This window comes from Enterococcus sp. LJL90 (genome assembly GCF_056924355.1).
In genome coordinates, this window is the sequence record NZ_JBXPBQ010000010.1 from 37,595 (window position 1) to 60,822 (window position 23,228).

The window sequence follows — 23,228 nt, forward strand, 5'->3', positions numbered from 1 at the left end:
TAACCAGTTTAAAATTCTTTTTGAAATACTGATGATTCCTAAATAAAGAAATCTAAATAAAAAAGCTACCTTCTAATGAAAATCGTTCTGATAAAAAAACAGCCAAGCAATGTACCGCTTGGCTGTTTGACGTAATCTTTAGTTTATAATCCCTTATCAATCGCCAGTAATTGCTGATAACGAGAGTTGCTGGCTGCTAGTTCAGCTGGTGTACCACTGAGGGCAAGCTGACCATCTTCAATAAAAATGACCCGATCCATCATGGAAACCCCCTGCAGATGATGGGTAATCCAAATAATTGTTTTACCCTCTAAGTTTTGAAAGAAGGTTTCCAATAAACTTTGTTCGGTAATTGGATCAAGTCCGACAGTTGGTTCGTCTAAAATAATGATTGGCACATCCTGCAGGAGCACACGAGCTAAGGCCATCCGGTGTCGTTCACCGCCAGAAAAACGCAGACCAGCTTCGTCCACCATTGTTGCCAATTGTTCCGGCAATCGTTCCACCATTTTTTTCAGACCAACCCGTTCTAAAACTTGCCAAACTTCCTCTTCGGTGGCCGACTCACGACCAATCCGCAAATTATTTAAAATTGTGGTATTGAATAAATAAGGTTCTTGATTGATGACACTGATGTAATTTGAGATTGCGTCACCAAAGGTATCCGTCGCCACACCTGCCAATGAAATTGTGCCAGAAGTTGGCATTAAGTCTCCCCGAAGTAAGGTAGCTAAAGTGCTTTTGCCAGAACCACTGCGGCCTAAGATGGCAATTTTTTCACCTTGCGGAATTGTTAAATCCAACTGCTGTAAAACTTTTTTCTGGGTGTGAGGATATTGGAATGTCACATCGTCTACAACCATATCCAGTGAGCCTTGAACTTTTGTCAAATCGAAAGCAGCAGGCTCCTCTTGAACCTCTAATTGATTTAAGCGTTCAATCGAATCTTTATAGATATTTGTTTCCTGCGCCGCTGAAGGTAAGGGAGCAAAAGCGTCAACTAATGGAAAGCCGCTCAGTACAAAGGCGGCTATCCAATTGGCAGCCCCGCCGTGGTTACCAGGAAAGCGGAAGCTGGTCCAAACGAACAACGCAATCACGATTAAAGCAAAGACAAATTGCAGTAACAAATCCCGTTTACGGTCAAAGCGATTGATTCGTGCATCGACTTCCCGCAAGGCAGCTTCGCTAGCTTCGTAATGATTCAAATATTCTTGACTTCTTTGGGCAAAAATCCAATCGGAAACGCCGAGAATATTATCAGTTAAATCTCGATACAAAAGATTTTTCATTCCTTTGCGTTTTTCTTGACGGACGCCATTCATCAAGGCGGAATACAGCGGTACGACAAAAATCATAATTCCCATCATCAAAAGCATTGCTAAGCCAAACCACCAGCTAAAAAGTCCTAAGCCAATCACAATGAAGACATACAGAACCCAAGCGATAATTGTTGGAAAAATGGTCCGCAGATAAAGATTTTGGATATGGTTGATATCTTCGGCTAACAGACCAAGAATATCTCCTGTCCGATATTTACGCCGGAAAAAGATGGCATCTTTTTCTAACACATTGTACAGCTTGACCCGCAAATTAGAGGTCATTTTCAAAACCCAGTTGTGACTGACTAGCCGCTCGATATACCGAAAGACCGGCCGACCAATCCCAAAGGCCCGCGTTAAAACAATCGGAATATAAATCATCAAAATATTTTCCGGCAGTGAAGCCGCTCGACTAATTAAATAGCCAGAGTTAAACATCAAGGCACCGGCACAAAAGAATGTTAAGAAGCCTAAAAAGACCGCTCCGGCTAAGGCAACCTTATATTGTTTTAAGAAGGGCTTGACCCAAGTGTCGGTTTTTAAAACTTTCGTTAAACCAATTTTTTCCATCAGGCACCCTCCTTCAATCGTTGACTTAAGCGTAGATAGGCACCTTCATGGGCCAGCAGCTCATTTAAAGTACCAGCTTCTACTACCTTGCCTTCATCCAAAACTAAAATATAATCCATTTCCTGCATCCAATGCAGGCGATGGGTGGCAAAGAAAACCAATTTATTTTCCATTAGCGGCAGCATTTTTTCCTTTAATTCAACTTCCGTTTCAATGTCCAAATGGGCAGTCGGTTCATCAAATAAAAGGACATGGCGTTCTTGATCTAAAAAGGCTCGTGCCAAGGCAATTCGCTGAGCTTGCCCGCCACTAAGAGTGCGGGCACCTTCTCCGATTTGTGTGTCAATGCCTGCGGGTAATTCAGCCACCAGCTCATCTAAGCCGACAATCCGAATCGCTTCAAAGATTTGTTCCTCGGTTGCTGTAGGAAAATAAAAGGCAATATTTTCTCTCAAACTCAACTGGAAGATATAAGGATTTTGTGGAATATAGGCCAGTTGTTTTTGCCAAAATTGTTCTTTGAAGCTCGTCAATGTCTGCTGGTTATACTGAATTTCACCAGACTCTGGCGTAGTAAAGCCGCTTAATAAATTAATCAACGTCGACTTACCTGAGCCACTCATACCAATAATGCCAATTTTTTGATTGCCTTTAACTGATAGGGAAACATCTGACAAGGCTTGAAAGTCTTGATAGTTGAAGCTCAAATCTTTCAAGACTAAATCTGAATCGGCCTGCCATTCTGGTAAAGCTGTCGCTTCAGTAGCGGCTTCTGGTTCTTCCAAAATTCCCCGCACTGCCGTCATCGCATTTTTTCCATCAAGTGTTGCGTGGTAGTCACCGGCAAAGTCCCGAATCGGCAAAAAGTATTCCGGCGCTAAAATCAATGTTATCAATGCCGGAAACAGCAAAATGTTTCCTTCAATTAAGCGTAGACCTAAAAGAACCGCCACAATTGCTACAGATAATGTGGTGAAAAAGTCCAAGGCAAAGGTAGATAAAATCGCTACTCGCAATGTACTCATTGTCGCTTTGCGAAACCGTTCGCTGGTGGAAAAAATACTGTTGCCATATTGCTTGCTTAAGCCGAACAATTTTAGCGTATCAATCCCCCGCAAAGAGTCAATAAAATGATTAGATAATATTTGAAAGGCCTTGTACTGATTATCTGCTTTGGCTTGGGCAGCGTAGCCTAAAATAATCATAAAAATAATGATTAGTGGAAAGACGACAATCAGCACGACTCCCGATTCCCAATCAAGCCAAAAAATCGCCGCCAGTAAAATCCACGGTATAATCATCATATTGGTCATTTTCGACAAAATTAGGTGGATGTATTCCTCCACCTGCTCGATTCCTTCAAGGGCCATTGTCGCAGTATTACCGGTCCCTTGAGTTTGAACAATGCCGGGACCCACTCGAAATACTTTTTCCAGTAATTTTTTTCGCAATTGACTGGATTGGTCATAAGCATAATTGTCTAAACGCTGGTCTCGAAATAAAATCACCAGATGACGCCCCATAAAAAAAATAAAAAATAAGAGAATCCAGGATACTTGGCCGCTGAGCTTTTCTCCATTCCACAGATTAGTGATGCCGTTAGAGAGAGCATAGGCTTGGCCGATTATAAAGATTGCTTGCAGAACTGAAAGTCCTGCAAGCAATCCCATCATTTGTTTAATTCCTGGAAATCTCATGATTGCTTTATCAATCATGTATTAATACCCCACTGATTCGTTGTGTTTAATCCGTTTTCTAAAGACATAATAGGTCCAACCTGTATAAGCCAAAACAAATGGCAGGATGGTCAGAGAAACAAAGCTCATAATTTTAAGTGTATACGGTGAGCTGGATGAATTAACAATCAATAAATCATTAGCTGATGTGATTGAGCTGATCATCACTCTTGGGAACATGCCGGTAAAGATTAAGGCCACTAAGGCCACTAAGGTCAAACCACTTGCCAGAAAAGCGAGCATCTCTTTACGTTTCATGACTGACACATTGGCTATAACTGTCAGAGCCACGATTAAGACGACTAATAATAAGGTTAAAGCAAAATGATTCTCAAAGAAATCTGTTTGCAAATACAAGAGAATCGCAAAGACAACTAAACCTGCATACAATACCCAATACAAAGCCTTCGCATAATTGCGGGCCCGTTCTCTGATTGGTCCTTCTGTTTTCAAAGTGATGTAGTTTAATCCATGCAAATAGCATAATAAAGTTAAGGTCACGCCACCAACGATAGAAAAGAGATTGATGTAATCAAAGAAAGAAGCTGACATATTGCCATTAGCGTCAATCGGCATACCTTGAATCATATCAATAAAAATTACACCGAAGAAAAATGGCACTAAGAAACTGCCGATGGTCATCGTCCAGTTCCAAATATTTTTATGTTTAGCCTTCACAGAGTGGCGAAATTCAAAGGATACACCACGGATAATCAAGCCAACTAAAACGATAAACAAGACTAAATAAAAACCGCTGAACAAAGTTGCATACCAATATGGAAAAGAGGCAAACATCGCTCCGCCGGCTGTTAAAAGCCAGACTTCATTGCCGTCCCAGACTGGTCCAATCGTCGAAACAATTTGATCTTTTTCTTCTTCATTGTGGGCCAGTGTTTGAACTGACATCCCCACACCAAAGTCAAAGCCTTCTAAGAAGAAAAAGCCGGAGAATAAGACACCGATTAAGACAAACCAAAGTAATTGCAAGCCGCTCATTATTCAAACGCCTCCTTGTCAAAAGGATCTGTTGCTGGTTTATTTTCTTTCAACGCCATTTCATCATCATAAAATGGGCCTTTTTTCAAGGTGCGGCGAATCAAATAAATCATGACGCCGCCTAAAGTTGCAAACAACAAGAAATAAACAATATTAGAAATTAACAATGAGGTCACCGAAACATTCGGCGAAACACTGTCTTCAATTTTAAATAGTCCATAAACTGTCCATGGGTAACGACCTAATTCAGTAATTAACCAGCCCGCTGTATTAGCAATAAATGGTGTGAAGGTGGTAAGCCCCATCACCCACAGCAGGAAGCGATTTTCAAACATCCACGGTTTTTTCCGTCTTGTCCAAAATAGTCCTAAGGCTGAGACTAAGAACATTAATACGCCGAAACCGGCCATAATTCTAAAACTCCAAAACAGAGTATTCACTGGTGGAATATAATCTCCCGGACCATACTCATCAACTAAATCTTGATAAGCAGTATCAATCCCATCAACGGAACCAGATAAAGAATTATAAGATAAAATACTTAATACATAAGGAATTTTGATGCTGAAGACTGTTTCCCGATCAGTGGTATTCGCCCAAGCAATCAAAGTCCAAGCAGCTGGATCGCCACTATCTTCATAAGAGCCTTCCATCGCCGCAAATTTCATCGGTTGATCTTCAATCAATGCTTTCATCTGCGCATCACCGGCACCTAAAACTAACACGGAACCGACTAAGCTGATGACTAAACCAACTCGTAAAGACTTTTTGAAAAAGTCTTTGATTTCAGTTTTTTTCTTCAATAATTGGAAAGCCGACAAGCCGGCGACAATAATGCCCCCCATTGTAATGGCTGCTGCAATAACGTGGGAAAACTCATACCAAGCTTGAGAATTGGTTAGTAGTGCGCCAAAATCGGTCATTTCCGCACGACCATTGTTCAAAGTATAACCAGTTGGATGTTGCATAAAACTATTGGCAACAATAATCCAAAAGGCTGACAACAGTGAACCAATTGTGACGAGCCACATAAATAAATTGTGGACGGCCGGTTTCACCCGGTCCCACGTAAACATCCATAAGCCTAAGAATGTTGATTCCAAGAAGAAGGCTAAGAGAGCTTCCACTGCCAGCGGCGCTCCAAAGATATCTCCCACAAATCGTGAGTAGTCTGACCAGTTCATCCCAAATTGAAATTCTTGAATAATCCCGGTGACAACCCCAACCGCAAAACTGAGTAATAATATTTTTCCCCAGAAGCGGGCCATTTTTTTGTATTGTTCGTTTTTAGTACGAACGTACAACGTTTCCATCACAGCAACGACAACTGCAAGGCCAATTGAGAATGGCACGAAGAAAAAGTGAAAAACCGTGGTCATCGCAAATTGGAAACGTGCTAATGTTACAATATCCATTTTTTATCCTCCTCATTTTTTTGTAGATCCAAAAATAAATAATTGCACCAGTAGAAGTATACTCCAAGTCAGCTGAAATCTCTAATTAAAAGGAATCAAAAATAGACACTTCCTTAAAATATGTCTCTACTAGATAGATTATCCCGCTAACGTTTCATTTAATCAAGAATTTCTCTTTAAAAAGAAAAAATATCGCTTCAATCGTTTTTTTCGCTATTTCTGTTGCTTTTGTTATAATAGAGCCATAAAGATTTTTAGGAGGCGTTACAATGTTTTTCTACAACGATGAAGAAGAAGAAAAGAACGAAAACAAACCCAATATTTCTGATTTATACCGCCAAAAAATGTTAGAACAACGAATCGTTTTAATTTACGGTGAAATCAATCAAGATTTAGCAAAGGAAGTTACATCACAATTATTGATGCTGAGCGCTTTAAGCGATGACCCAATTACTGTTTACATCAACAGTCAAGGAGGCCACGTTGAAGCTGGCGACACAATTCATGATATGATTCAATTTGTGAAGCCTGAAGTTAAGGTGGTCGGTACCGGCTGGGTTGCCAGTGCTGGTATTACTATCTATCTAGCGGCTCAAAAAGAAAACCGCTACAGCCTACCAAACACCCGCTATATGATTCACCAACCAGCTGGCGGTGTGCAAGGCCAACAAACTGAAATTGAAATCGAAGCCCGTGAAATTTTAAAAATGCGGGAACGGATCAATCGTTTAATCGCTGAAGCGACCGGTCAAACCTATGAAAAAATTTCCCAAGATACTGACCGTAACTTCTGGCTTTCTGTTGAAGAAGCCAAAGACTACGGGATTGTTACCCATATCGTTAAATCTTCTGATGAAGTGAAATAATTGAGTTTACAAAAAAGCCGAGGAGCAAAATTCCTCGGCTTTTCTTTTGCGTAAATTTAAAATAAAAATTCAGCTTCCCAATCAAAATCACCGGAAGTCTCATAACTCTGTGGCCAATGTTGGCACCAAGCTGGGACTTTAGGCTCTTCAATCCGATCAGCACTTGGTGTGTAAGGCTTGATATCCAATAGTGGCGAATCATCGTTGGCATCAATATAAGGAATGTAAATCATCCCCTTCTCGTAATCAATGTCTAAAACCTCCACCATCGTTAACGCCAGCGGATTAGGTCGCACTGGTGAGCGAGTGGCGAAAATTCCCATCACGTCTGGAGCATTCCGATAAGGCTGAGGTACTTCCAATGTTGCCCGAGCTGCTTCAGTATCAAAATCACTAAACCACCAAATAACTGCGAGATGACTAAAACCGGCCAACCCTTGTAAACCTGAAAGATATTTTTGATCAATGTGTAGGGCCATTTCATCAGGTCGATTGATAATCTTCCCAATTGCTTCTACTTGAAAATTCATGATAATTTCCTCCTCTACTGTGGTAAAACCAGTTTAGAGGCTGACACCATGTGAGAGTCAAGCAGCAGCTTATTTTTTATGCAGAAGCCCGTTTAAGTTGGTTTACTGACGTTCTCGAATAGGAATTTGAATCTCAGTTAAGTAATTTTCTGGATTATCTTCCTCCCGAGGTCCTCGATGGACAATCTGCCGGTTGTAAGTTCCCATTTGATATTGTGGATGTTCCTCTAACCAACCCGCAAAAGCCAAAAACGCATCATTGATATTTGCAAAAGGACCATAAACCAGTGTGGAGGCCATCAAAGGTTCAGCGGCAACCTCGCGTATGGTAAAAGGTGCTGATACTGTTAAATTCTTAGTCTCAGCTAGCACCAGACAGACCTCGATATCAACGTCACTTGTTTTATACTCCGGATCATGATAGATAGAAAAACTTTCTTTGGCTAGATTCAGTTGCTTAGGTTCAAGGGATTGACTCAATTCCTTCCAAAGATATCCCTCTTGAAAATAATCCTTCACTATCCGCCTTAAAGAGATTACTTGATACTGAGGAATCGTTTTTATGGTGACATTGTAATGGATTTTAATTTTTTCTGTTAAAATGTCCTTTTCTGCCAAAGCAATCTTCGCCAATTTTGCCTGCTCTAAAAGAATTTGATTTTCAATCAGCTCTCGGCGTTGCTGCAGGAGGTTGATTATATCTTCTCCCTGCCATTTTTTTAACGCGGTGCTAATTTCAGCTACCGTAAAACCTAAATCCTTGAGAAAAATAATTTTATTTAGTCGGGGAATCTGCTGAGCGCTATATAGTCGATAATTGGTTTGAGGATCAATCCGTGCTGGTGCGAGTAATTCATTTTCATCGTAATACCGCAACATCCGAATTGAGACTTGAGTCAGTTTTGAAAATTCACCGATTTTAAACATAAGACCACCTCCTATGATACTCTCCAGTTTATTATAAAAAGAAATTTAAATTCATTCCAGCTTTATCCTTCTGATTTAGTCACAAAAAATAAAAAAATATCAATTTGCAAATAAATATTCAAAATAAGCTTTTTTTTGTTATAATAGTGAAAAAAAGGACATTCACTTATGGATCAAAAACGACAAATCCCAGCAATTGAATTCTTATGGCTAGCCTTATATGGTTTTGCTGCATTTAGTTTAGAACTTTTACAAGGACTAATGATCAAACTTTCAACAGGAGCGAGCAACCTGCTGACAGCTCTCCTATGGTTGATTGCAGCTACCGCTCTGATTTACTTAGCAAAAACAAAATTTGCCTTTGATATTTTTAAGATTAAAGCCAAGCTAAACAATCAGACCCAGCTCTTTTTAATTATCTGCGTTTGCGGAATTATTTTACTGACGACAATCGGCTTTGGCGGCTTCAAGCCATGGATGGAGTTTACTGGTGAGGCCAATCGACAAATTGGCCCCTATCTTTCTCGGATTGTCTATTACCTTGCTGAGTCTCTTTTAATTCTTATCACCATCAGCTTTGCTCAAGAATTTTTCGACCGACGCTTTCATTTGCCAACTTGGCTACCAATTGGCGGAGTTTTTCTAGCTGTAACCTGGGGAAGCATTCATTTCTTTTTACAAGGAATCAGCGACGGCTTTTATACAATGGCTTTTTCTCTGATTGCCGGTTTGATTTATCTAGCCGCAAAAAAAGATGCTCGTTGGAGTTATTTTTATATTGCCTTGGCCTTTATTTTATAGTAAATAAAAAAGGGCTGAGCCATAACTTGTTACAGAGATAAAATTTAACAAAAGGGACAAATTCAATTAAGATAGCCGTGTGATTCAGTTTCACAGAAGTTTTTTTCTCTCGTGCATCCATCAAAACGACGAGACAGCTGACACATGATTTAGTAGTTCATTTGTAAAAAAATCCTACTTACAATCCCAAACTAATCAAAAAAAGAGGGAACAAGTTGCCAGCTGCAGCTTGTTCCCTTTAATTTTATTCAAAAATAAGTTTAACTTCTATTCTAAACCGGCAACGTAAGCCGCACTTTGAATGCCCGCTTGCCGACCAAAGATGACAATATCTGCAACTGCATTACCGCCGATTCGGTTTTGTCCATGCAAGCCGCCGGTTACTTCACCGGCTGCATACAAGCCGGTAATTGCAGCGCCATCTTCTTTTAAGACCTGTGTCTCAGTATTAATTTTGACACCGCCCATTGTATGGTGAATGCCCGGTGCAATTTTAATCGCATAATAAGGTGCTGCAGCTAAAGCTTCCGTCATCCCGGTTGTCCGGTTGAACTCAGGATCACTTTGGCTAGCGACACTTTGATTCCAAGTGTCTAGCGTCTTTTGTAATTCATCTGCCGGTACATCAATTTTTTCAGCTAATTCTGCAATCGTTTGGCCAGTTTCGACAAAGCCCTGTTGATCATAAAAATCAATAGCCTTCACGCGATCCCGCAAGCTATCATCAAAAATTAAATAAGCAGATTGTTCGGGTAAGTCGATAATCGCTTGAGACACTTTATCACGGGTTTCCAATTCATTAAAGAAGCGGTCCCCTGCTTGGTTCACTAAAATAGCGCCTTCGCCCCGCACAGCTTCTGTAATTAAGTAGCCATCCTTTTGCTGAACGGTCGGATGAATTTGAATTTGATCCAAATCGACAGTTGCGCCGCCTAATTCAGTAATCATGGTGATGCCATCACCTGTGCTTCCTTCTGAATTGGTGGAGACATACCCTTCTAAGTCAGGACGATACTCTTGAATCATTTCTTGATTGGCACCAAAGCCTCCGGTTGTCACAATCACAGCGTCTGCAGCAATTTCTTTTTCTTCATCTTGATTAAAGACCACTGTAACTCCGTCAACTGTTCCATCGCTTTGACTGATAGCTGTGACATCGGCGTTCACAAAAATTGGAATTTCCCGTTCGCCGATATTTCTTAAGAGGCCATCAACTAAATATTCGCCAACAGCAGAGCCGTCGCTTGGCCGATGGGTTCTAGTAACACTCATGCCACCTGTCGTAGTTAAATTGTCCAACACAATGCCGTTTTGATCTAACCAATCGATAGCGTCTGCTGAATGATCGACAAAATATCGTAATAATTCTTGATCATTGGTACCGCCGCCACCCTTTAAGGTTTCTTCAAAAAATAAATCGTTGCTATCTTCAACGCCTTGTTCTACCTCAAATTTTGATTCCGAAGCGTTCATTCCCGCAGAAGCTTTGACAGTATTGCCGCCAGCTACTGGTAATTTTTCAAAAATGACTGGATTCATGCCAGCATCTTTAGCTTCAATCGCCGCTGTCATCCCAGCGCCGCCAGCTCCCACGATAATTACATCATACTTGTCAGCTAATTCGCTCAAATCTGCATATTCATCGCCATTTTCCGATGCCCCAGAAGTCGCCTCTGCTGATGATGCCGTTGTTGACGCCGCCGTTGTACTGGCCTCCGTCTCTTGACCGTATCCTGTTGTATCCTGATCTGCATTACACCCTGTTGTAAATAACATCACAGATAGTAACCCCATCACACTTGCTAAAACTTTTTTCTTCATTCCTTCACCCTCAAACATTTTTACTTTTTCAAGCTAGACCTATCTTAACAAGGCCGTAAACATCTGACAAGACTTTTTGTGATTTTCTTCACTTAAAATAGTTAAAAAAACATTTTCCATTTTCAAACAAAAAAACCGTTAGACTGCTACTTTGCAATCTAACGGTAAGTTCATGTTAATCAATTCAATTTGTTCAAAACCTATTTAATCTTCCTTCAGCAAAATTCGGCTATCAAAATATTTTTCTTGGAAGTCAACAGCGGCCGCAATTTCTTCTCTAGTAAAATTTTGTCCGGAGGGTGCCGCCACCCACTTGGTTTCTACATCATCTAATCTTTGAATAACGGCAATCACTTTGCCTTGAGCCTTTTCAACCGGCTCAGCGACACCTAAAAGATAGACATCCTGTTCAGCACCGTCACCGCCGATAATTCCCGGGACAAAGCCATAGTTGATTGGATAAAGATGATCAGGGAAGCGGGGATGCTTACTCCCTAAAGGTCGGTCAATTTCAATCATAATCTCTTGACCAATAATTTTTACAAGCTCACAATCCTCCATCATAAACCCCTCCTAGTCGTTCTTTTCCATCGCGGCTTTTAAAGCCGCTGCTAAAGGACTTTCCTGCGGTTCTTCGGCTTGGGCATATTTTTTCACCAGACGCCGCTCTTCGTGTTTGGTCATTTTTTTGTTGCGCTCTTTTTTATCCAACATTTTTTCTGTGGTACCGTCATATTTACAACGGAAAAAGGCGCCATTTTTGCCTTCAATAATTTCCATCTTGCGATGACATTGCGGGCAGCGATGATTGGACATCTTCGGATCTTTGCGGCGTCGGTAGCCACAATTATTGCAGAGATAAATTTTACCATCACGGGTGTTTTTCTCCCGTAAAAGCTCACCGCAATCAGGACATTTCTTCTGGGTGACAGAAAAATCTTGGTAGGTATTTTGGCTGTCTTTAATTTCAAAGACTAATTTTTTCGTTTCCTTTTGAATTTCGGCGATAAATTGCTTTTCTGAAGCTTGGCCATGGGCAATTTTTTCTAATTCCCGTTCCCACGTCGCCGTTAAATCCGGAGTAACTAAAGAAGGATTAACTAAAGTCAGCAATTGTTTCCCTTTTGGTGATACCTGTAACTGATTTGCATTGCGCTCCATCAGTTCAGATTTAATTAATTTTTCAATAATCTCAGCTCTGGTGGCAGGAGTTCCTAGGCTATATTTTTCCATCGCCGAAAGCAGGGTACCTTCTGTCAATGGCTTAGGCGGTGCAGTCAGCTCTTTATTAATTAGCAGCTGGCCAACCAGCGAAGCACCTTCCTGCCAGTTTACCGCTTGAGCAGAAACTTTCGCTTCTGCTGTTTTCCAGCCGGCTTGTTCGACAACACTTTGGCGGAATAAAAATTCTTGCTCGCCTTGTTTGACCGTAATTGTCCGCTGCTTGGTGATATGATTTTCAGCAAAGAGACCTAAGAAACGCTCCACAATCAGCTGATAAATTCTTTGCTCGTCGGTACTTAATTTTTCAAAACGAGGAGCCTGCTCCGTTGGTAAAAGAGCGTGGTGATCACTGACTTTTGCATCATTAAAGACTCTTACTTGCAGCACTTTTCCACCATTTTTTAAAATGCTGCGGGCCTCAGGGTATGCGCCGCTAATTCCCTGCAGTCGTTCCTTCATCGTCGCTTTCATATCCTGAGTTAAATATTTGCTATCGGTTCTCGGATAAGTCACAATTTTATGAAATTCATATAAGCTTTGGACTAATGACAAAGTCTTTTTCGCTGAATAGCCAAAGCGTTGATTGGCCTCCCGTTGCATCTCTGTTAAATCATAGGGTAAAGGCGCCGGTTCTGATTTGGTTTTATCGCTGATTTTAATTACTTTAGCTTTGCTCTTGCTTAATTCAGCAACTAATTTTTCGGCGTCACTGCGCTCAGTCAAGGCCATCGGATTTTTTTGCTGCAGTCGGCCTTTTTCCTCACCGATTTGCAAATCAATCGAAAAATAAGTTTGCGGACGGAATTTTTCAATTTTCTTTTCCTGTTCCCGCACTAGAGCCAAGGTCGGTGTTTGGACCCGACCGGCTGACAAACTATCATTGTATTTAACCGTTAAAGCTCGGGTCACATTTAAGCCGACTAACCAGTCTGCTTGAGCCCGCGCCAAAGCGGACTCATATAAATTATCATAAGCCTTGGCTGGTTTTAATTGACGGAAGCCTTCTTTAATCGCTTTGTCCGTTTGAGAAGAAATCCATAAACGTTTAACCGGTTTATTAAAGCGAACATATTCTAAAATCCAACGGGCGACTAACTCGCCTTCTCGTCCGGCATCTGTCGCAATCACGGCTTCACTGACATCTTTGCGATTGGCTAATTCTTTGATTGCCCGCAGTTGATGGCCGGTTTTCGGCAATGGTTTAATCCCTAAATTTTTAGGAATCATCGGCAAAGTTTCCATTTGCCATGTCTGCCATTCTTTGTTGATGTCTTCAGGCATTTTTAGGCCCAATAAATGACCAAGGGCCCAAGTAACAATTACCTTGGGTCCTTCGTAATAATTTTTATGTTTTTGGTTAGCTCCAAGCACCTTGCTTAAATCCTTTGCAACACTTGGTTTTTCCGCTAGAATTAGTTGTTTCATATAACTCGACTCCACTTTCTGCTGTCACCGCTTGATAATCCTTCAGTAAAGCCAGCCCTTGATATTGCTGCAGGTCGTCATCACACTCTTCGCACCAGCGTTCGTCTCCATCATTCCAAAAGGCTACTAAAAAATTATTTTTGGCGTTCATATAGTTAAACTCTGGTCTTAATTGTAACCAAAGTGTGCGGTAACAGTCAATGGCTTCTTCAAGGGATGAGAATATGTACTGATCGGTGATGGAATCTTGCCAGTCCTCAAAGAACCACCAAGGCTCATTGTCCCCATACATTTTTACTACTTGGTACACGTTGTTCGCTTCCCTTCATTTCTTGATACCTTTATTCTATTCACTTTACTGAAAACTTGCAAGGAAAGAAGCTTGTAAAAAAACGTCAGTTGTTTCAAAAAACGAGCTTTTTTTGTAAAATTAAGCAAAAAAATCCGAGAGTCTTTCAAACTCTCAGATCCCCTTTTAAATATATTGTAAAACTTTGCTTTCTTGATAGGCATGGTCAATTAAGCCGCCGCCTAAACATTCCATTCCGTCGTAAAAAACGACGGCTTGGCCTGGTGTGATCGCTCTCACGGGTTCGTCAAAAACGACCCGTGCTTGATTATTTTCTAATAATTGCACCGTTACCGGAACATCTTGTTGGCGATAGCGGAATTTTGCCGTGCATTTAAATTCCGTTGCTCTGTCAGTATTTGTAGTAAAATGGATTTCACTTGCATCCAAGCTGGTTGCATATAAAGCTGGATGATGGAAGCCTTGTCCAACATATAAGGTGTTGGTGGCTAAATCTTTACCCACCACAAACCACGGCTCTTGCGAATCGCCACCGCCGCCAATGCCCAAGCCTTGACGTTGGCCAATCGTATAATACATTAAACCGTCATGTTGTCCTTTGATTTCACCTTCTAAAGTGACCATGTTTCCTTTTTTTGCTGGCAGATAATTACTTAAAAATTCTTTAAAATTCTTTTCGCCGATAAAACAGACTCCTGTTGAATCTTTTTTCTTGGCAGTTGCTAAGCCAGCTTTTTCCGCAATTTCTCTAACTTGCGGCTTTTCCATGCCCCCTAAAGGAAACATCGTCTTCGCCAATTGTTCTTGAGAGAGTTGGCTTAAGAAATAAGTTTGATCTTTATTGTTATCAACACCCCTCAACATATGAGTTGTGCCATCTGCATCACGAGTAACTTGAGCATAGTGGCCCGTCGCCACATAATCTGCCCCTAATTCTAAAGCATAATCTAAAAAGGCTTTGAATTTAATTTCTTTATTACACATCACGTCAGGATTCGGCGTGCGGCCGGCCCGATATTCCGCTAAGAAATATTCAAAAACTCGGTCCCAGTATTCCTTTTCAAAATTGACTGAATAATAAGGAATACCGATTTGCGCTGCAACTTTCGCAACGTCTTTATAATCTTCCGTCGCCGTGCAGACACCATTTTCATCGGTGTCGTCCCAGTTCTTCATAAAAATACCCACAACATCATAGCCTTGTTCCTTCAGCAAAAGTGCTGTTACGGATGAATCGACACCGCCGCTCATCCCGACGACAACTTTCGTTTTGCTGTTGTCCATCATTTGATCACCATCATTTCAATTAGATTCTGAAGCTCTACGATTTGAAGGTCGCAACTTTTCAGTGAATCGTATTATACACTGTTTTGTTGAATTTTTCATTAAGAATGACTAAAGGCTGTCCGTCAGCATTTTACGTGAAAAGAACTAAGAGACCCATTAAAAGCAAGGTTACTACTAAGGTCACCGCCATTATTTTGTCATAGATTTTCGGCGGCCGGCTCAAGGCTTTCGGTGCAATCTTAATGATTTTCGCTTCGGGAAATTCAACTGAAAAATATTTGTTATATGCGTAGGCGGCTGGCGCCAAGCCGACAGTTAAGGTTGGTTTAATACGCAAAATTTCTTTAATGCTTTCAAAATCTGAGACTTCCCAATAAATATAAGGATAATCCCGCATCAGCTGCTGCAAATTTTGATAGTGAAAATGCTCAGTCTGTGTTGGTTGGCCTTTTTGTTTCAGCTTAGGCCCTTCAGCTAACAAATAGCCAGAAGTTTTAAACAGCACGTCCCCACGAAAAGCCATCTGCGAGACTGCTTCTTCAGGAGGAATCTCAACAATTTCCATACCCGGCTTCATCGCCATTACTTGCCCACGTTTTGGTTCCGCTAAACGGGAAAGGGCGGCAATTTGATAATCGGCTAAAACGTCAGCATCTACCTCATAAAACGGTTTTTCCTCCCACTCATACTGGGGATATTCCAACTCTAAATAATTTTTCAACCGTGGCAGGACAAATTGATCCTGCATCGTCCACATGATGCTATTATTCGCTTGCCGTGATAAAGTAATAATTAAACCCTTCATGACACTTCCTCTTTTCTTAACTATTGACTGCTAAAAGACCAAATATCAGCAGCAAACCTACCCAAAAACCGGCAAAGACAAAAATACCAATATCAAAGGCATCTTCTCCTTGGGTAACGACATTTTGCAGTCGTTTAGTTTTGCGGAGATAAATACCTTGAATCAAAGCCCCACCAATGCAGTAGCAAAAAAAGATAAACTGGCGAATGCTATAATCCACAAAAATAATTTCCGTTGCAATCATCAGCAAACTCCAAACTATCTGGATAATGGCAAAGACCTGTCCCACTGGTCGACCATGACTGACCTCTGGATTATTACTCGACTTACCGGGCTGAATCAGGTCATTAAGATTAGTACCAAACAATTCGCTAATCAAAATTAAGTTTTCTAAATCCGGTTGGCCTTTATTATTTTCCCAATTGGATACGGATTGACGACTGACAAATAATTGCTGCGCCAGCTCCTCTTGTGTTAACTGTTGTTCTTGTCGCAAACTTTTTAAACGTGTCCCAAAATCCACGTTCCTCACCTCCACCTTTATTGTATCAAGCCCCGCTCAAAAAATCTGGAAAAGCAACAAAAAAAGCCTGTCAAAGCTGATTGACAGACCGGTATATTAAGGTTTTATCAAAAATAAGACTGAGGCATTTGTTTTTCTCAGCAGCTACCTGGCTGCCGCTTTTATCACCAATTTTTACCAACGCCCCAGCCTTTTTGATTACTCTTTATTTTTTTGCAGCCCTTCTCTTAACAAAAACGACTATGACAAACAATAAAATCACACCGCCAATGACAAGTAAAATGAGGGAACTTTGGTCATTGGTTTGGGGGAAGTTCAAAAAAACCTGAGAAAGTCTGATCTACTCAGCATTCCTCAGGTTTTCTTAAACTTTATTATAAAAAATTGCGAAACATCGCAATAATATAGCGAACTAAACGAAAAACGATAAATAAAACAAAAATATTTCCCAGTACAAAGCTGAAAATATTTCCCACGCCGGCCTTCAGATTACTAAAAGAAAAGCGTCGTAAAAAGCGGGGCATTGAATTGTAACCGTTGCGCTTCAAGCGAAATTTTTCTTCATAAGTAATTTCCAGCATGTCGTAGTAAATAATCTGCAGTGGTTCTTGACTAAAAAAAGCCTTCGCAAAGCCGACCATCATCGTGTATTGCTTTTCGCTGGAGGGTAGATTTCTTACCCCATTTTTATTGACACGAATGATCTGCTCACCATTTTCCATTACATTATAGGCATATTCATCTTCTTGGATGGTTTGAATTTTTAAATCTGGGGTGTTTTCCGCCAAAAATTTGTCAAAAACCTCAGCAAATTTTTGTTTGGCATTAAACAGATAAACCGCGATTGCCGCCAGACCGATTAACAGCACAGCATTGAGGATTAAACTTTCCCGAAAAATAATCGTATACAGCAAAATCAGCACAAAAGCTATTAAAGTGATGGCAATCCGTTTCCAATAATAATTTTGATACATTTCCTGAATCGTCCGCTGGTAATAATCAAAATCCTGCTGGGCGACTGTCATAAAGCTTCCCTCATTTCTTGACGACTTCTGCAAACGGGACAAATGGCGCAGGAACAGTTGGCACATCCGTTAAAACTTTTTGCATCCATAATACATCATGCCACTGATCAAATTTATAGCCAACATGGCGGAAGTTAGCGACTTCCTGATAACCAAATTTTTCATGAAAGCTGACGCTCCGTTGATTCCCTCCAGTGATGCAGGCTGTTAAATTTACGATGTGCTGTTGCAGTAGATACGTTTCTAAGCCTTCATACAACGCTGTTCCTACACCTTTAGCGTGGGTTTTATGACTGACATAAACGGTGACCTCCACCGTCCAATCATAAGCCACTCTGCCTTTGTAGACTCCGGCATAAGCATAGCCGATAATTTCTCCATCAATTTCTGCTACCAAATAAGGATAGCGTTCTAAAGTTGAAGCGATTCTTTGGTGGAACTCAGCCACACTGGGCACCTCGTATTCAAAGGTGATTGGTGTTTCTTTTACATAATATTCATAAATAGCTACGATTTTTTCAGCATCAGCTGGTGTTGCAATTCTAATTGTAAATTCCATCTAACCACCCTCTCGTTATCAAAAAATTATAGCGATGATTGCTGCCGCTGACAAGTCTTTTTATCAACAGGCTAGCTTTATACGCCGGCGTCTCGAATTTTTGCTAATTCCTGAGCTTTTTTCTCTGCGATTTCATCTATTTGATTTTCTGTCAACGGTGTACCAAAAGGAACCGATTGGCTAAGAAAATCCCGTTCTGGAGCATCGACACCAACATTTATATCCTCAGCAATCGGGACACTGTAATGGTGAATATGTCCGTGAAGATTGCGAATATTAACAGTTTGTCCCAGCAGCATTGGATAATGGGTCAAATAGTATTGATGATGATTAAACTTCACGATGGCCCCCACATCTTCAAAAGCAAATTTTGCTTCACCGTTAGCTAGTTTCGGATCATGGGTTTCTAAAAAAGTAAAAAAATTACGGCTATCATGATTGCCTTTGATAAACACTATTTTCCCCTGTAATTGCCTTAAAATTTCTAAAATCGCCGGACTCCCCTTATCATAATTGGGATGCATCGCCACATCTCCAAGATGATAAACGGTGTCTTTTTCAGTCACGACAGCATTCCAGCTGGTAATCATCACTTGATGCATCTCTTCGATTGATTCGTAAGGCCGCGGGGCAAAGTCGCTACTGCCAAGTAAACGCTCGTGGAAAAAATGGGTGTCTGCAATAAAAAATTTTTTCATATTTCACCTGCTTATAAGATAAAACTAGGCCATAGGTCATTCAAAATAAAAAGTAACACGCTGTTTGTCACCTACTGACAATTGTAGTAAAACAATCCCTTCGGCGGCTTTATCCAAGCCAACAGCTTTGCTATTTTCTATTTTTGACCTATGGCCTCGCTTTTTTTGCGATTATGCTGCTACTTTTTCAAAAAGTCCACGGCTAATCATGCCGTCCATTAAAAAGTAGAATTTTTCTTGACTCATCACATGCTGATTGTCTTTAAAAATATTGACGGCTTTTAAGCCGTTTGCGGTTGTGATGGACATTTTAAAAGTTTCCAAATCTTTAGCCACGGTAATCTTCAGACGAAACCCTTCTTTACTTTGGGGCGTTGCGTCTAAGCTGCGGATCATTTGGTAGTTGCCGGATTTCGTTTCAGTAAATCCGTTATCTCTTAATGTGTAACGCTTTGCTTCAGGATTCAGTTTATAAAGAACTGATGCTCCCTCAACTGTTGCTGTCTCTGTAAAAGCCATTTTGTTCACCTCGATTACTTAGTCATCCTCTATTATAAAGAACTTATGCGTCTTTTTCTAGCTGAATTACTGATTTCAAGTTATTTTTTCGTCAGAATTGCTATTAGTTTTGCCGCCAATTCCTCGACTTCAGTTAAGGTATTGTCGCTGCCAAAACTGATTCTGACAGATTCTTTAATCGCGGGATTTCCCTTGCCATACATCGCTTCTAACACATGGGAAGGGTCAACGGTACCCGCCGTGCAGGCAGAGCCGGTTGAAATAGCAATCCCCTGCAAATCTAATTTCATCAGCAACAGATCATTTCTGACGCCAGGAAAACGCAGATTCAAAACGTGATGAGTTGTCTGTTCAACATTCCCGTTGATTTCAAACGGGATGCCAGCTGCTTCCAGCTGTTTAAGCAAAACAGTTTGAAATTGTTGGAACTCAGTTCGCTTGCTATTTTTGTCGGTGGCTTTCAATAAAGAAACAGCTTGGCTCATGCCGACAATACCAGCTAAATTTTCTGTGCCAGCCCGTCGTTTTTCCTCCTGCTCGCCGCCATGCAAAAAGGCCGGCAGCTGAATGGCATCTGTTTTAAATAAAAATCCGACACCCTTTGGACCATTAATTTTATGCGCCGAAACACTTAGTAAATCAATTCCGATTTCATGGGGACTAATTTCCAGTAATCCATAAGCCTGAACTGCATCAGTGTGAAAATAAGCTGGATGATTTTTTAAAATTGCGCCAATTTCTGGAATCGGTAAAATATTTCCCGTCTCATTGTTGACGTACATAATCGAAACAAGAATCGTATCTTCCCGCAATGCTTTTTGAAAATCAGCCACAGCAAGATTGCCTTTTTGGTCAACCGGTAAATACGTCACTTCAAATCCCAGTGTTTCCAAATATTTCATAGTATTTAAAACAGCCGGATGTTCAATCGCCGTTGTGATTAGATGTTTTCCAAAATTTTGCCGCGCTAAAGCTGTCTCAATGATGGCCGTATTATCGCCTTCAGTACCGCCGCTATTAAAAATAATTTCATGGGGCTTGACCTGCAGCGAACTGGCAATTGTCTGCCGGGCATTTTCCAAATATTCATGAGCTTGCCGACCAAATTGATGAATGCTAGAGGGATTGCCAAAGACTTCTTTCATCACCTGCATCATTGCGTCAATGACCTCAGGAGCCATTGGTGTCGTGGCGGCATGGTCAAAATACATTCTGCTCATTGTTCATCACCTCTTAAAAATTCTAGAAACATTTTAGCACAGGGGTTATTTTTTACCTAACAAAGCTGCTTTTCTATCCAGTTGTAAAAATTGTACTGCTTATAGATAATTTTTATTCCCTATCGCATTTCTTTTTTGACAAAGCGTTTTTCCTTTAAATAGCCGGCTAAATTGCCATACATAAAGACGGCAATCCCTGCCCAGATAAAGCCAAACGCCACAAATTGTTCTGCCGTATAAGGCTCGTGGAAGAGAAAAATAGCCATCAGTAGCATCATCGTTGGATTAATATATTGAATAAAACCTAACAAAATATACGAAATTTTCTTAGCCGCCTCAGCAAAAAGTAACAAGGGAATCGCTGTAACAATTCCCGCCCCAGCCAACAATAAATTGATAGAAGTTGGATAGCTCATAAAGCCCGCATCAGAAACAAAAAATAAATACAATAGCGCAAAGGGAAAAATAATCATTGTCTCAATGGTGAGCCCAGAAGCTGAGCTAAGTTTGACACCTTTTTTAATCAGACCATAAAAGCTAAAGGCAAAAGCCATCACTAGAGAAGGAACTGGTAATGTCCCTGTTTCAAGCGTCAATAATAATACCCCTAGCAGCGCCAAGCCACAGGCAATTTTGCCACTACGACTCAAAGGCTCCTTCAAAAAAATAGTTGCCAACAAAACATTGACCAATGGATTCATATAATATCCCAAACTCGCCTCAGTCACCTTGCCGATGCTGACGCTCCAGATAAATACGCCCCAATTTATCGTAATTAAGACTGCCGCCAATGCAATCAAGCCTAATTTTTTCTTGTCCTGCCACAACTCTCGACACTCCTGTAAAAATTGTTGCCATTTACCAGTGGTAACTAATAAAATCAGCATGAAAATAAAGGACCAAACAATTCGATAACATAAAATATCAAACGAATTGACCGTCGGCAACAACCGCCAATACAACGGAATAATTCCCCACAACACATAAGCACTAATCCCAAATAACAAACCTTTATTTTTTTCCTTCATGTTACACCTTCACTTTTTTAAATTTAAAAGCAGATCCCACTACTCCAGCTGGTTTTCAAGTAAAATTTTATCTTTTAGTATAGCATATTTTTCATGGCTACTATAAAGAAAGAAAAATGCTAAAGCCAAAAAGACTCTAGCATTTCAAAATTTTATTTATTTCTTCTAAATAGTGGGCTCATCGGACGATTTTCATGAATCCGTTTAATTCCCTCGCCCATCAATTCTGAACAGGAAATAATCGTTAAATTTTTTGGATGGCGTTCATCTGGAGTATAAACTGAATCGGTAATACAGATATCTTCAATCTCTGAATTTTCCAGTACCTCTTTAGCAGGTGGAGATAGCAAGCCATGGGAAGAACATGCATAGACCTCAATTGCACCGGCTTCTTTTAAAATTTTGGCAGCAGCCGCCAGCGTCTCACCAGTATTTAAAATGTCATCGACTAAAATTGCTTTCTTTCCAGCTACGTTTCCGATGACATAGCCAGTCAGCTCACCATCTTCTTCATACTGATCAACAATTGAAAGTGTTGAATCCAAATAATCTGATAGACTACGAGCCCGCTGTACGCCACTGTTTTTCGGAGAAACAACGACCACGTCATCGCCATATAGCCCCTTATCTCGATAATAATCGGCGAACAATGGCATTGTAAATAAATTATCCACTGGAATATCAAAGAAACCTTGCACTTGAACCGTATGCAAATCCAACGTCAGCAAACGAGTTGCCCCAGCCTCTTCTAATAGATTAGCGACTAACTTAGCCGTGATGGGTTCATGGGGACGAGCAGTTCGATCCTGTCGTGCATAGCCGTAATAAGGCAAAATAATGTTAATTGTTTTTGCACTCGCCCGCTTCAGCGCATCAATCATAATCAATAGTTCTAAATAATGATCATTCACTGGTGCATTAGTCGATTGAATCAAGTAAACATGATGCCCCCGGACACTCTCTTCAATATTGATGGCAATTTCACCATCGCTAAACTGCTGCACACGACATTTGCCTAACTCGGTTCCAAAAACCTTGGCAATTTTTTCCGCCAATGGCTGGTTGGAATTTAAACTAAACAGCTTTAATCTTGAATCGTGGTATTTCTTTCCCATATGAACCTCCGCATTTTAATTTCACCCCCATTTTAACACAGAAATCGGAATTTTTGGGGCGAAAGGGTGAATCAATCTTTCAGGCAAACAGCTTTATTCAAAAAATAAACGCTGCTCAAAATTCAGGCAGCGCTAGCTTTCAATACATTTAATTTTTAAATATAGGTGAGACATTAGCAAATACAATACAGATAAAAACAACAATCGTCAGAACAATCGCCGAAACATTTTCATTAAAGTCTAAAAAGCGCATCCCTACTATCATGAAGTCCGAGAAAAATAACATTGCAGCCATCAATTTCCCCAAGTTTCGGCCATTTATTTTTTCCCGCTCATCTTTACCAGCAGTATTATAGCCAGCAATCAGCATCAGCCACTTGCCCCGCAGCAATTGCACCGCAGCTAAAAACGTAACCAAGAAAACAACCAGTAATAAAATATCCGTTCCTTGCATAGCCTTCACCTCTTTTCTTCTATTATATCATGGAAGGTGACTCTACTCCAAA

24 protein-coding genes are annotated in these 23,228 nt (G+C 40.6%); 2 read left to right on the forward strand and 22 right to left on the reverse strand.

Annotated features, from left to right (window positions below; genetic code table 11):
- Nucleotides 1-143: 143 nt before the first annotated feature.
- Genes cydC through AC1Z3S_RS17230 form a run of 4 tightly spaced genes read right to left on the reverse strand, consistent with a single transcriptional unit; the run spans nucleotide 144 to nucleotide 6,039 of the window.
- On the reverse strand, nucleotides 144-1,892 hold the full coding sequence (gene cydC, locus AC1Z3S_RS17215) for a thiol reductant ABC exporter subunit CydC (protein WP_461741375.1): 1,749 nt from the start codon (nucleotides 1,890-1,892) through the stop codon (nucleotides 144-146).
- Nucleotides 1,892-3,607: a thiol reductant ABC exporter subunit CydD gene (gene cydD, locus AC1Z3S_RS17220; RefSeq protein WP_461741376.1), complete on the reverse strand. Its 1,716-nt coding sequence runs from the start codon at nucleotides 3,605-3,607 to the stop codon at nucleotides 1,892-1,894. Before cydD ends, cydC begins: the two co-directional genes overlap by 1 nt.
- 3 nt (nucleotides 3,608-3,610) lie before the next feature.
- Nucleotides 3,611-4,624, reverse strand: coding sequence for a cytochrome d ubiquinol oxidase subunit II (gene cydB, locus AC1Z3S_RS17225; RefSeq protein WP_461741377.1), 1,014 nt, complete (start codon nucleotides 4,622-4,624; stop codon nucleotides 3,611-3,613).
- Complete coding sequence (locus AC1Z3S_RS17230; protein ID WP_461741378.1) at nucleotides 4,624-6,039, reverse strand: cytochrome ubiquinol oxidase subunit I; 1,416 nt, start codon at nucleotides 6,037-6,039, stop codon at nucleotides 4,624-4,626. The genes cydB and AC1Z3S_RS17230 overlap by 1 nt, the downstream gene beginning before the upstream one ends.
- Nucleotides 6,040-6,308: 269 nt before the next feature.
- On the opposite strand from AC1Z3S_RS17230, the gene AC1Z3S_RS17235 reads away from it, so the two are divergent.
- Nucleotides 6,309-6,905 (forward strand): ATP-dependent Clp protease proteolytic subunit, encoded by a 597-nt coding sequence (locus AC1Z3S_RS17235; protein WP_265460038.1) that lies wholly within the window; start codon nucleotides 6,309-6,311, stop codon nucleotides 6,903-6,905.
- A 56-nt stretch (nucleotides 6,906-6,961) separates the two neighbouring features.
- On the opposite strand, the gene AC1Z3S_RS17240 is transcribed toward AC1Z3S_RS17235, so the two are convergent.
- A complete protein-coding gene (locus AC1Z3S_RS17240; RefSeq protein ID WP_461741379.1) occupies nucleotides 6,962-7,435 on the reverse strand; it encodes an SAM-dependent methyltransferase in 474 nt (157 codons plus the stop codon).
- 102 nt (nucleotides 7,436-7,537) lie between these two features.
- Complete coding sequence (locus AC1Z3S_RS17245; protein ID WP_461741380.1) at nucleotides 7,538-8,362, reverse strand: MerR family transcriptional regulator; 825 nt, start codon at nucleotides 8,360-8,362, stop codon at nucleotides 7,538-7,540.
- A gap of 168 nt (nucleotides 8,363-8,530) precedes the next feature.
- On the opposite strand from AC1Z3S_RS17245, the gene AC1Z3S_RS17250 reads away from it, so the two are divergent.
- On the forward strand, nucleotides 8,531-9,163 hold the full coding sequence (locus AC1Z3S_RS17250; RefSeq protein ID WP_461741381.1) for a hypothetical protein: 633 nt from the start codon (nucleotides 8,531-8,533) through the stop codon (nucleotides 9,161-9,163).
- A gap of 267 nt (nucleotides 9,164-9,430) precedes the next feature.
- Here AC1Z3S_RS17250 and AC1Z3S_RS17255 read toward each other — a convergent pair whose 3' ends face one another.
- The 16 genes from AC1Z3S_RS17255 to AC1Z3S_RS17330 all read right to left on the reverse strand — a co-directional run bounded on the left by AC1Z3S_RS17255 (nucleotide 9,431) and on the right by AC1Z3S_RS17330 (nucleotide 23,176).
- A complete protein-coding gene (locus tag AC1Z3S_RS17255) occupies nucleotides 9,431-10,984 on the reverse strand; it encodes a flavocytochrome c (protein ID WP_461741382.1) in 1,554 nt (517 codons plus the stop codon).
- 204 nt (nucleotides 10,985-11,188) lie between these two features.
- Nucleotides 11,189-11,548, reverse strand: coding sequence for an inorganic diphosphatase (locus AC1Z3S_RS17260; protein ID WP_461741383.1), 360 nt, complete (start codon nucleotides 11,546-11,548; stop codon nucleotides 11,189-11,191).
- Nucleotides 11,549-11,557: 9 nt separating this feature from the next.
- On the reverse strand, nucleotides 11,558-13,633 hold the full coding sequence (locus AC1Z3S_RS17265; protein WP_461741384.1) for a DNA topoisomerase III: 2,076 nt from the start codon (nucleotides 13,631-13,633) through the stop codon (nucleotides 11,558-11,560).
- Nucleotides 13,566-13,943, reverse strand: a complete 378-nt coding sequence (locus AC1Z3S_RS17270) for a DUF1033 family protein (protein WP_265460045.1) — start codon at nucleotides 13,941-13,943, stop codon at nucleotides 13,566-13,568. The genes AC1Z3S_RS17265 and AC1Z3S_RS17270 overlap by 68 nt, the downstream gene beginning before the upstream one ends.
- A 165-nt stretch (nucleotides 13,944-14,108) precedes the next feature.
- Nucleotides 14,109-15,230 (reverse strand): tRNA 2-thiouridine(34) synthase MnmA, encoded by a 1,122-nt coding sequence (mnmA, locus tag AC1Z3S_RS17275; RefSeq protein ID WP_461738330.1) that lies wholly within the window; start codon nucleotides 15,228-15,230, stop codon nucleotides 14,109-14,111.
- Nucleotides 15,231-15,360: 130 nt separating this feature from the next.
- A complete protein-coding gene (locus AC1Z3S_RS17280; protein ID WP_461741385.1) occupies nucleotides 15,361-16,035 on the reverse strand; it encodes a hypothetical protein in 675 nt (224 codons plus the stop codon).
- Nucleotides 16,036-16,051: 16 nt separating this feature from the next.
- Nucleotides 16,052-16,558, reverse strand: a complete 507-nt coding sequence (locus AC1Z3S_RS17285; RefSeq protein WP_461741386.1) for a helix-turn-helix domain-containing protein — start codon at nucleotides 16,556-16,558, stop codon at nucleotides 16,052-16,054.
- A 205-nt stretch (nucleotides 16,559-16,763) separates the two neighbouring features.
- Nucleotides 16,764-16,877: an LPXTG cell wall anchor domain-containing protein gene (locus AC1Z3S_RS17290; RefSeq protein WP_461741387.1), complete on the reverse strand. Its 114-nt coding sequence runs from the start codon at nucleotides 16,875-16,877 to the stop codon at nucleotides 16,764-16,766.
- Between the two features lie 55 nt (nucleotides 16,878-16,932).
- On the reverse strand, nucleotides 16,933-17,583 hold the full coding sequence (locus AC1Z3S_RS17295) for a hypothetical protein (RefSeq protein WP_461741388.1): 651 nt from the start codon (nucleotides 17,581-17,583) through the stop codon (nucleotides 16,933-16,935).
- Nucleotides 17,584-17,593: 10 nt separating this feature from the next.
- Nucleotides 17,594-18,142, reverse strand: coding sequence for a GNAT family N-acetyltransferase (locus AC1Z3S_RS17300; protein ID WP_461741389.1), 549 nt, complete (start codon nucleotides 18,140-18,142; stop codon nucleotides 17,594-17,596).
- 77 nt (nucleotides 18,143-18,219) lie between these two features.
- Nucleotides 18,220-18,840: a metallophosphoesterase gene (locus tag AC1Z3S_RS17305; RefSeq protein ID WP_461741390.1), complete on the reverse strand. Its 621-nt coding sequence runs from the start codon at nucleotides 18,838-18,840 to the stop codon at nucleotides 18,220-18,222.
- 171 nt (nucleotides 18,841-19,011) lie between these two features.
- Nucleotides 19,012-19,359 (reverse strand): DUF1831 domain-containing protein, encoded by a 348-nt coding sequence (locus AC1Z3S_RS17310; RefSeq protein WP_265460052.1) that lies wholly within the window; start codon nucleotides 19,357-19,359, stop codon nucleotides 19,012-19,014.
- An 80-nt stretch (nucleotides 19,360-19,439) separates the two neighbouring features.
- Nucleotides 19,440-20,579, reverse strand: coding sequence for a cysteine desulfurase family protein (locus AC1Z3S_RS17315; RefSeq protein WP_461741391.1), 1,140 nt, complete (start codon nucleotides 20,577-20,579; stop codon nucleotides 19,440-19,442).
- Nucleotides 20,580-20,698: 119 nt separating this feature from the next.
- Nucleotides 20,699-21,607 carry an EamA family transporter RarD gene (gene rarD / locus AC1Z3S_RS17320; protein WP_461741392.1) on the reverse strand — a complete coding sequence of 303 codons (909 nt, stop codon included), beginning with the start codon at nucleotides 21,605-21,607 and terminating at the stop codon, nucleotides 20,699-20,701.
- Nucleotides 21,608-21,759: 152 nt separating this feature from the next.
- The gene (locus AC1Z3S_RS17325; RefSeq protein WP_265460055.1) at nucleotides 21,760-22,722 is read right to left on the reverse strand and encodes a ribose-phosphate diphosphokinase; all 963 of its coding nucleotides are present in this window, start codon (nucleotides 22,720-22,722) and stop codon (nucleotides 21,760-21,762) included.
- A gap of 148 nt (nucleotides 22,723-22,870) precedes the next feature.
- A complete protein-coding gene (locus AC1Z3S_RS17330) occupies nucleotides 22,871-23,176 on the reverse strand; it encodes a DUF3784 domain-containing protein (protein WP_461741428.1) in 306 nt (101 codons plus the stop codon).
- Nucleotides 23,177-23,228: the final 52 nt, after the last annotated feature.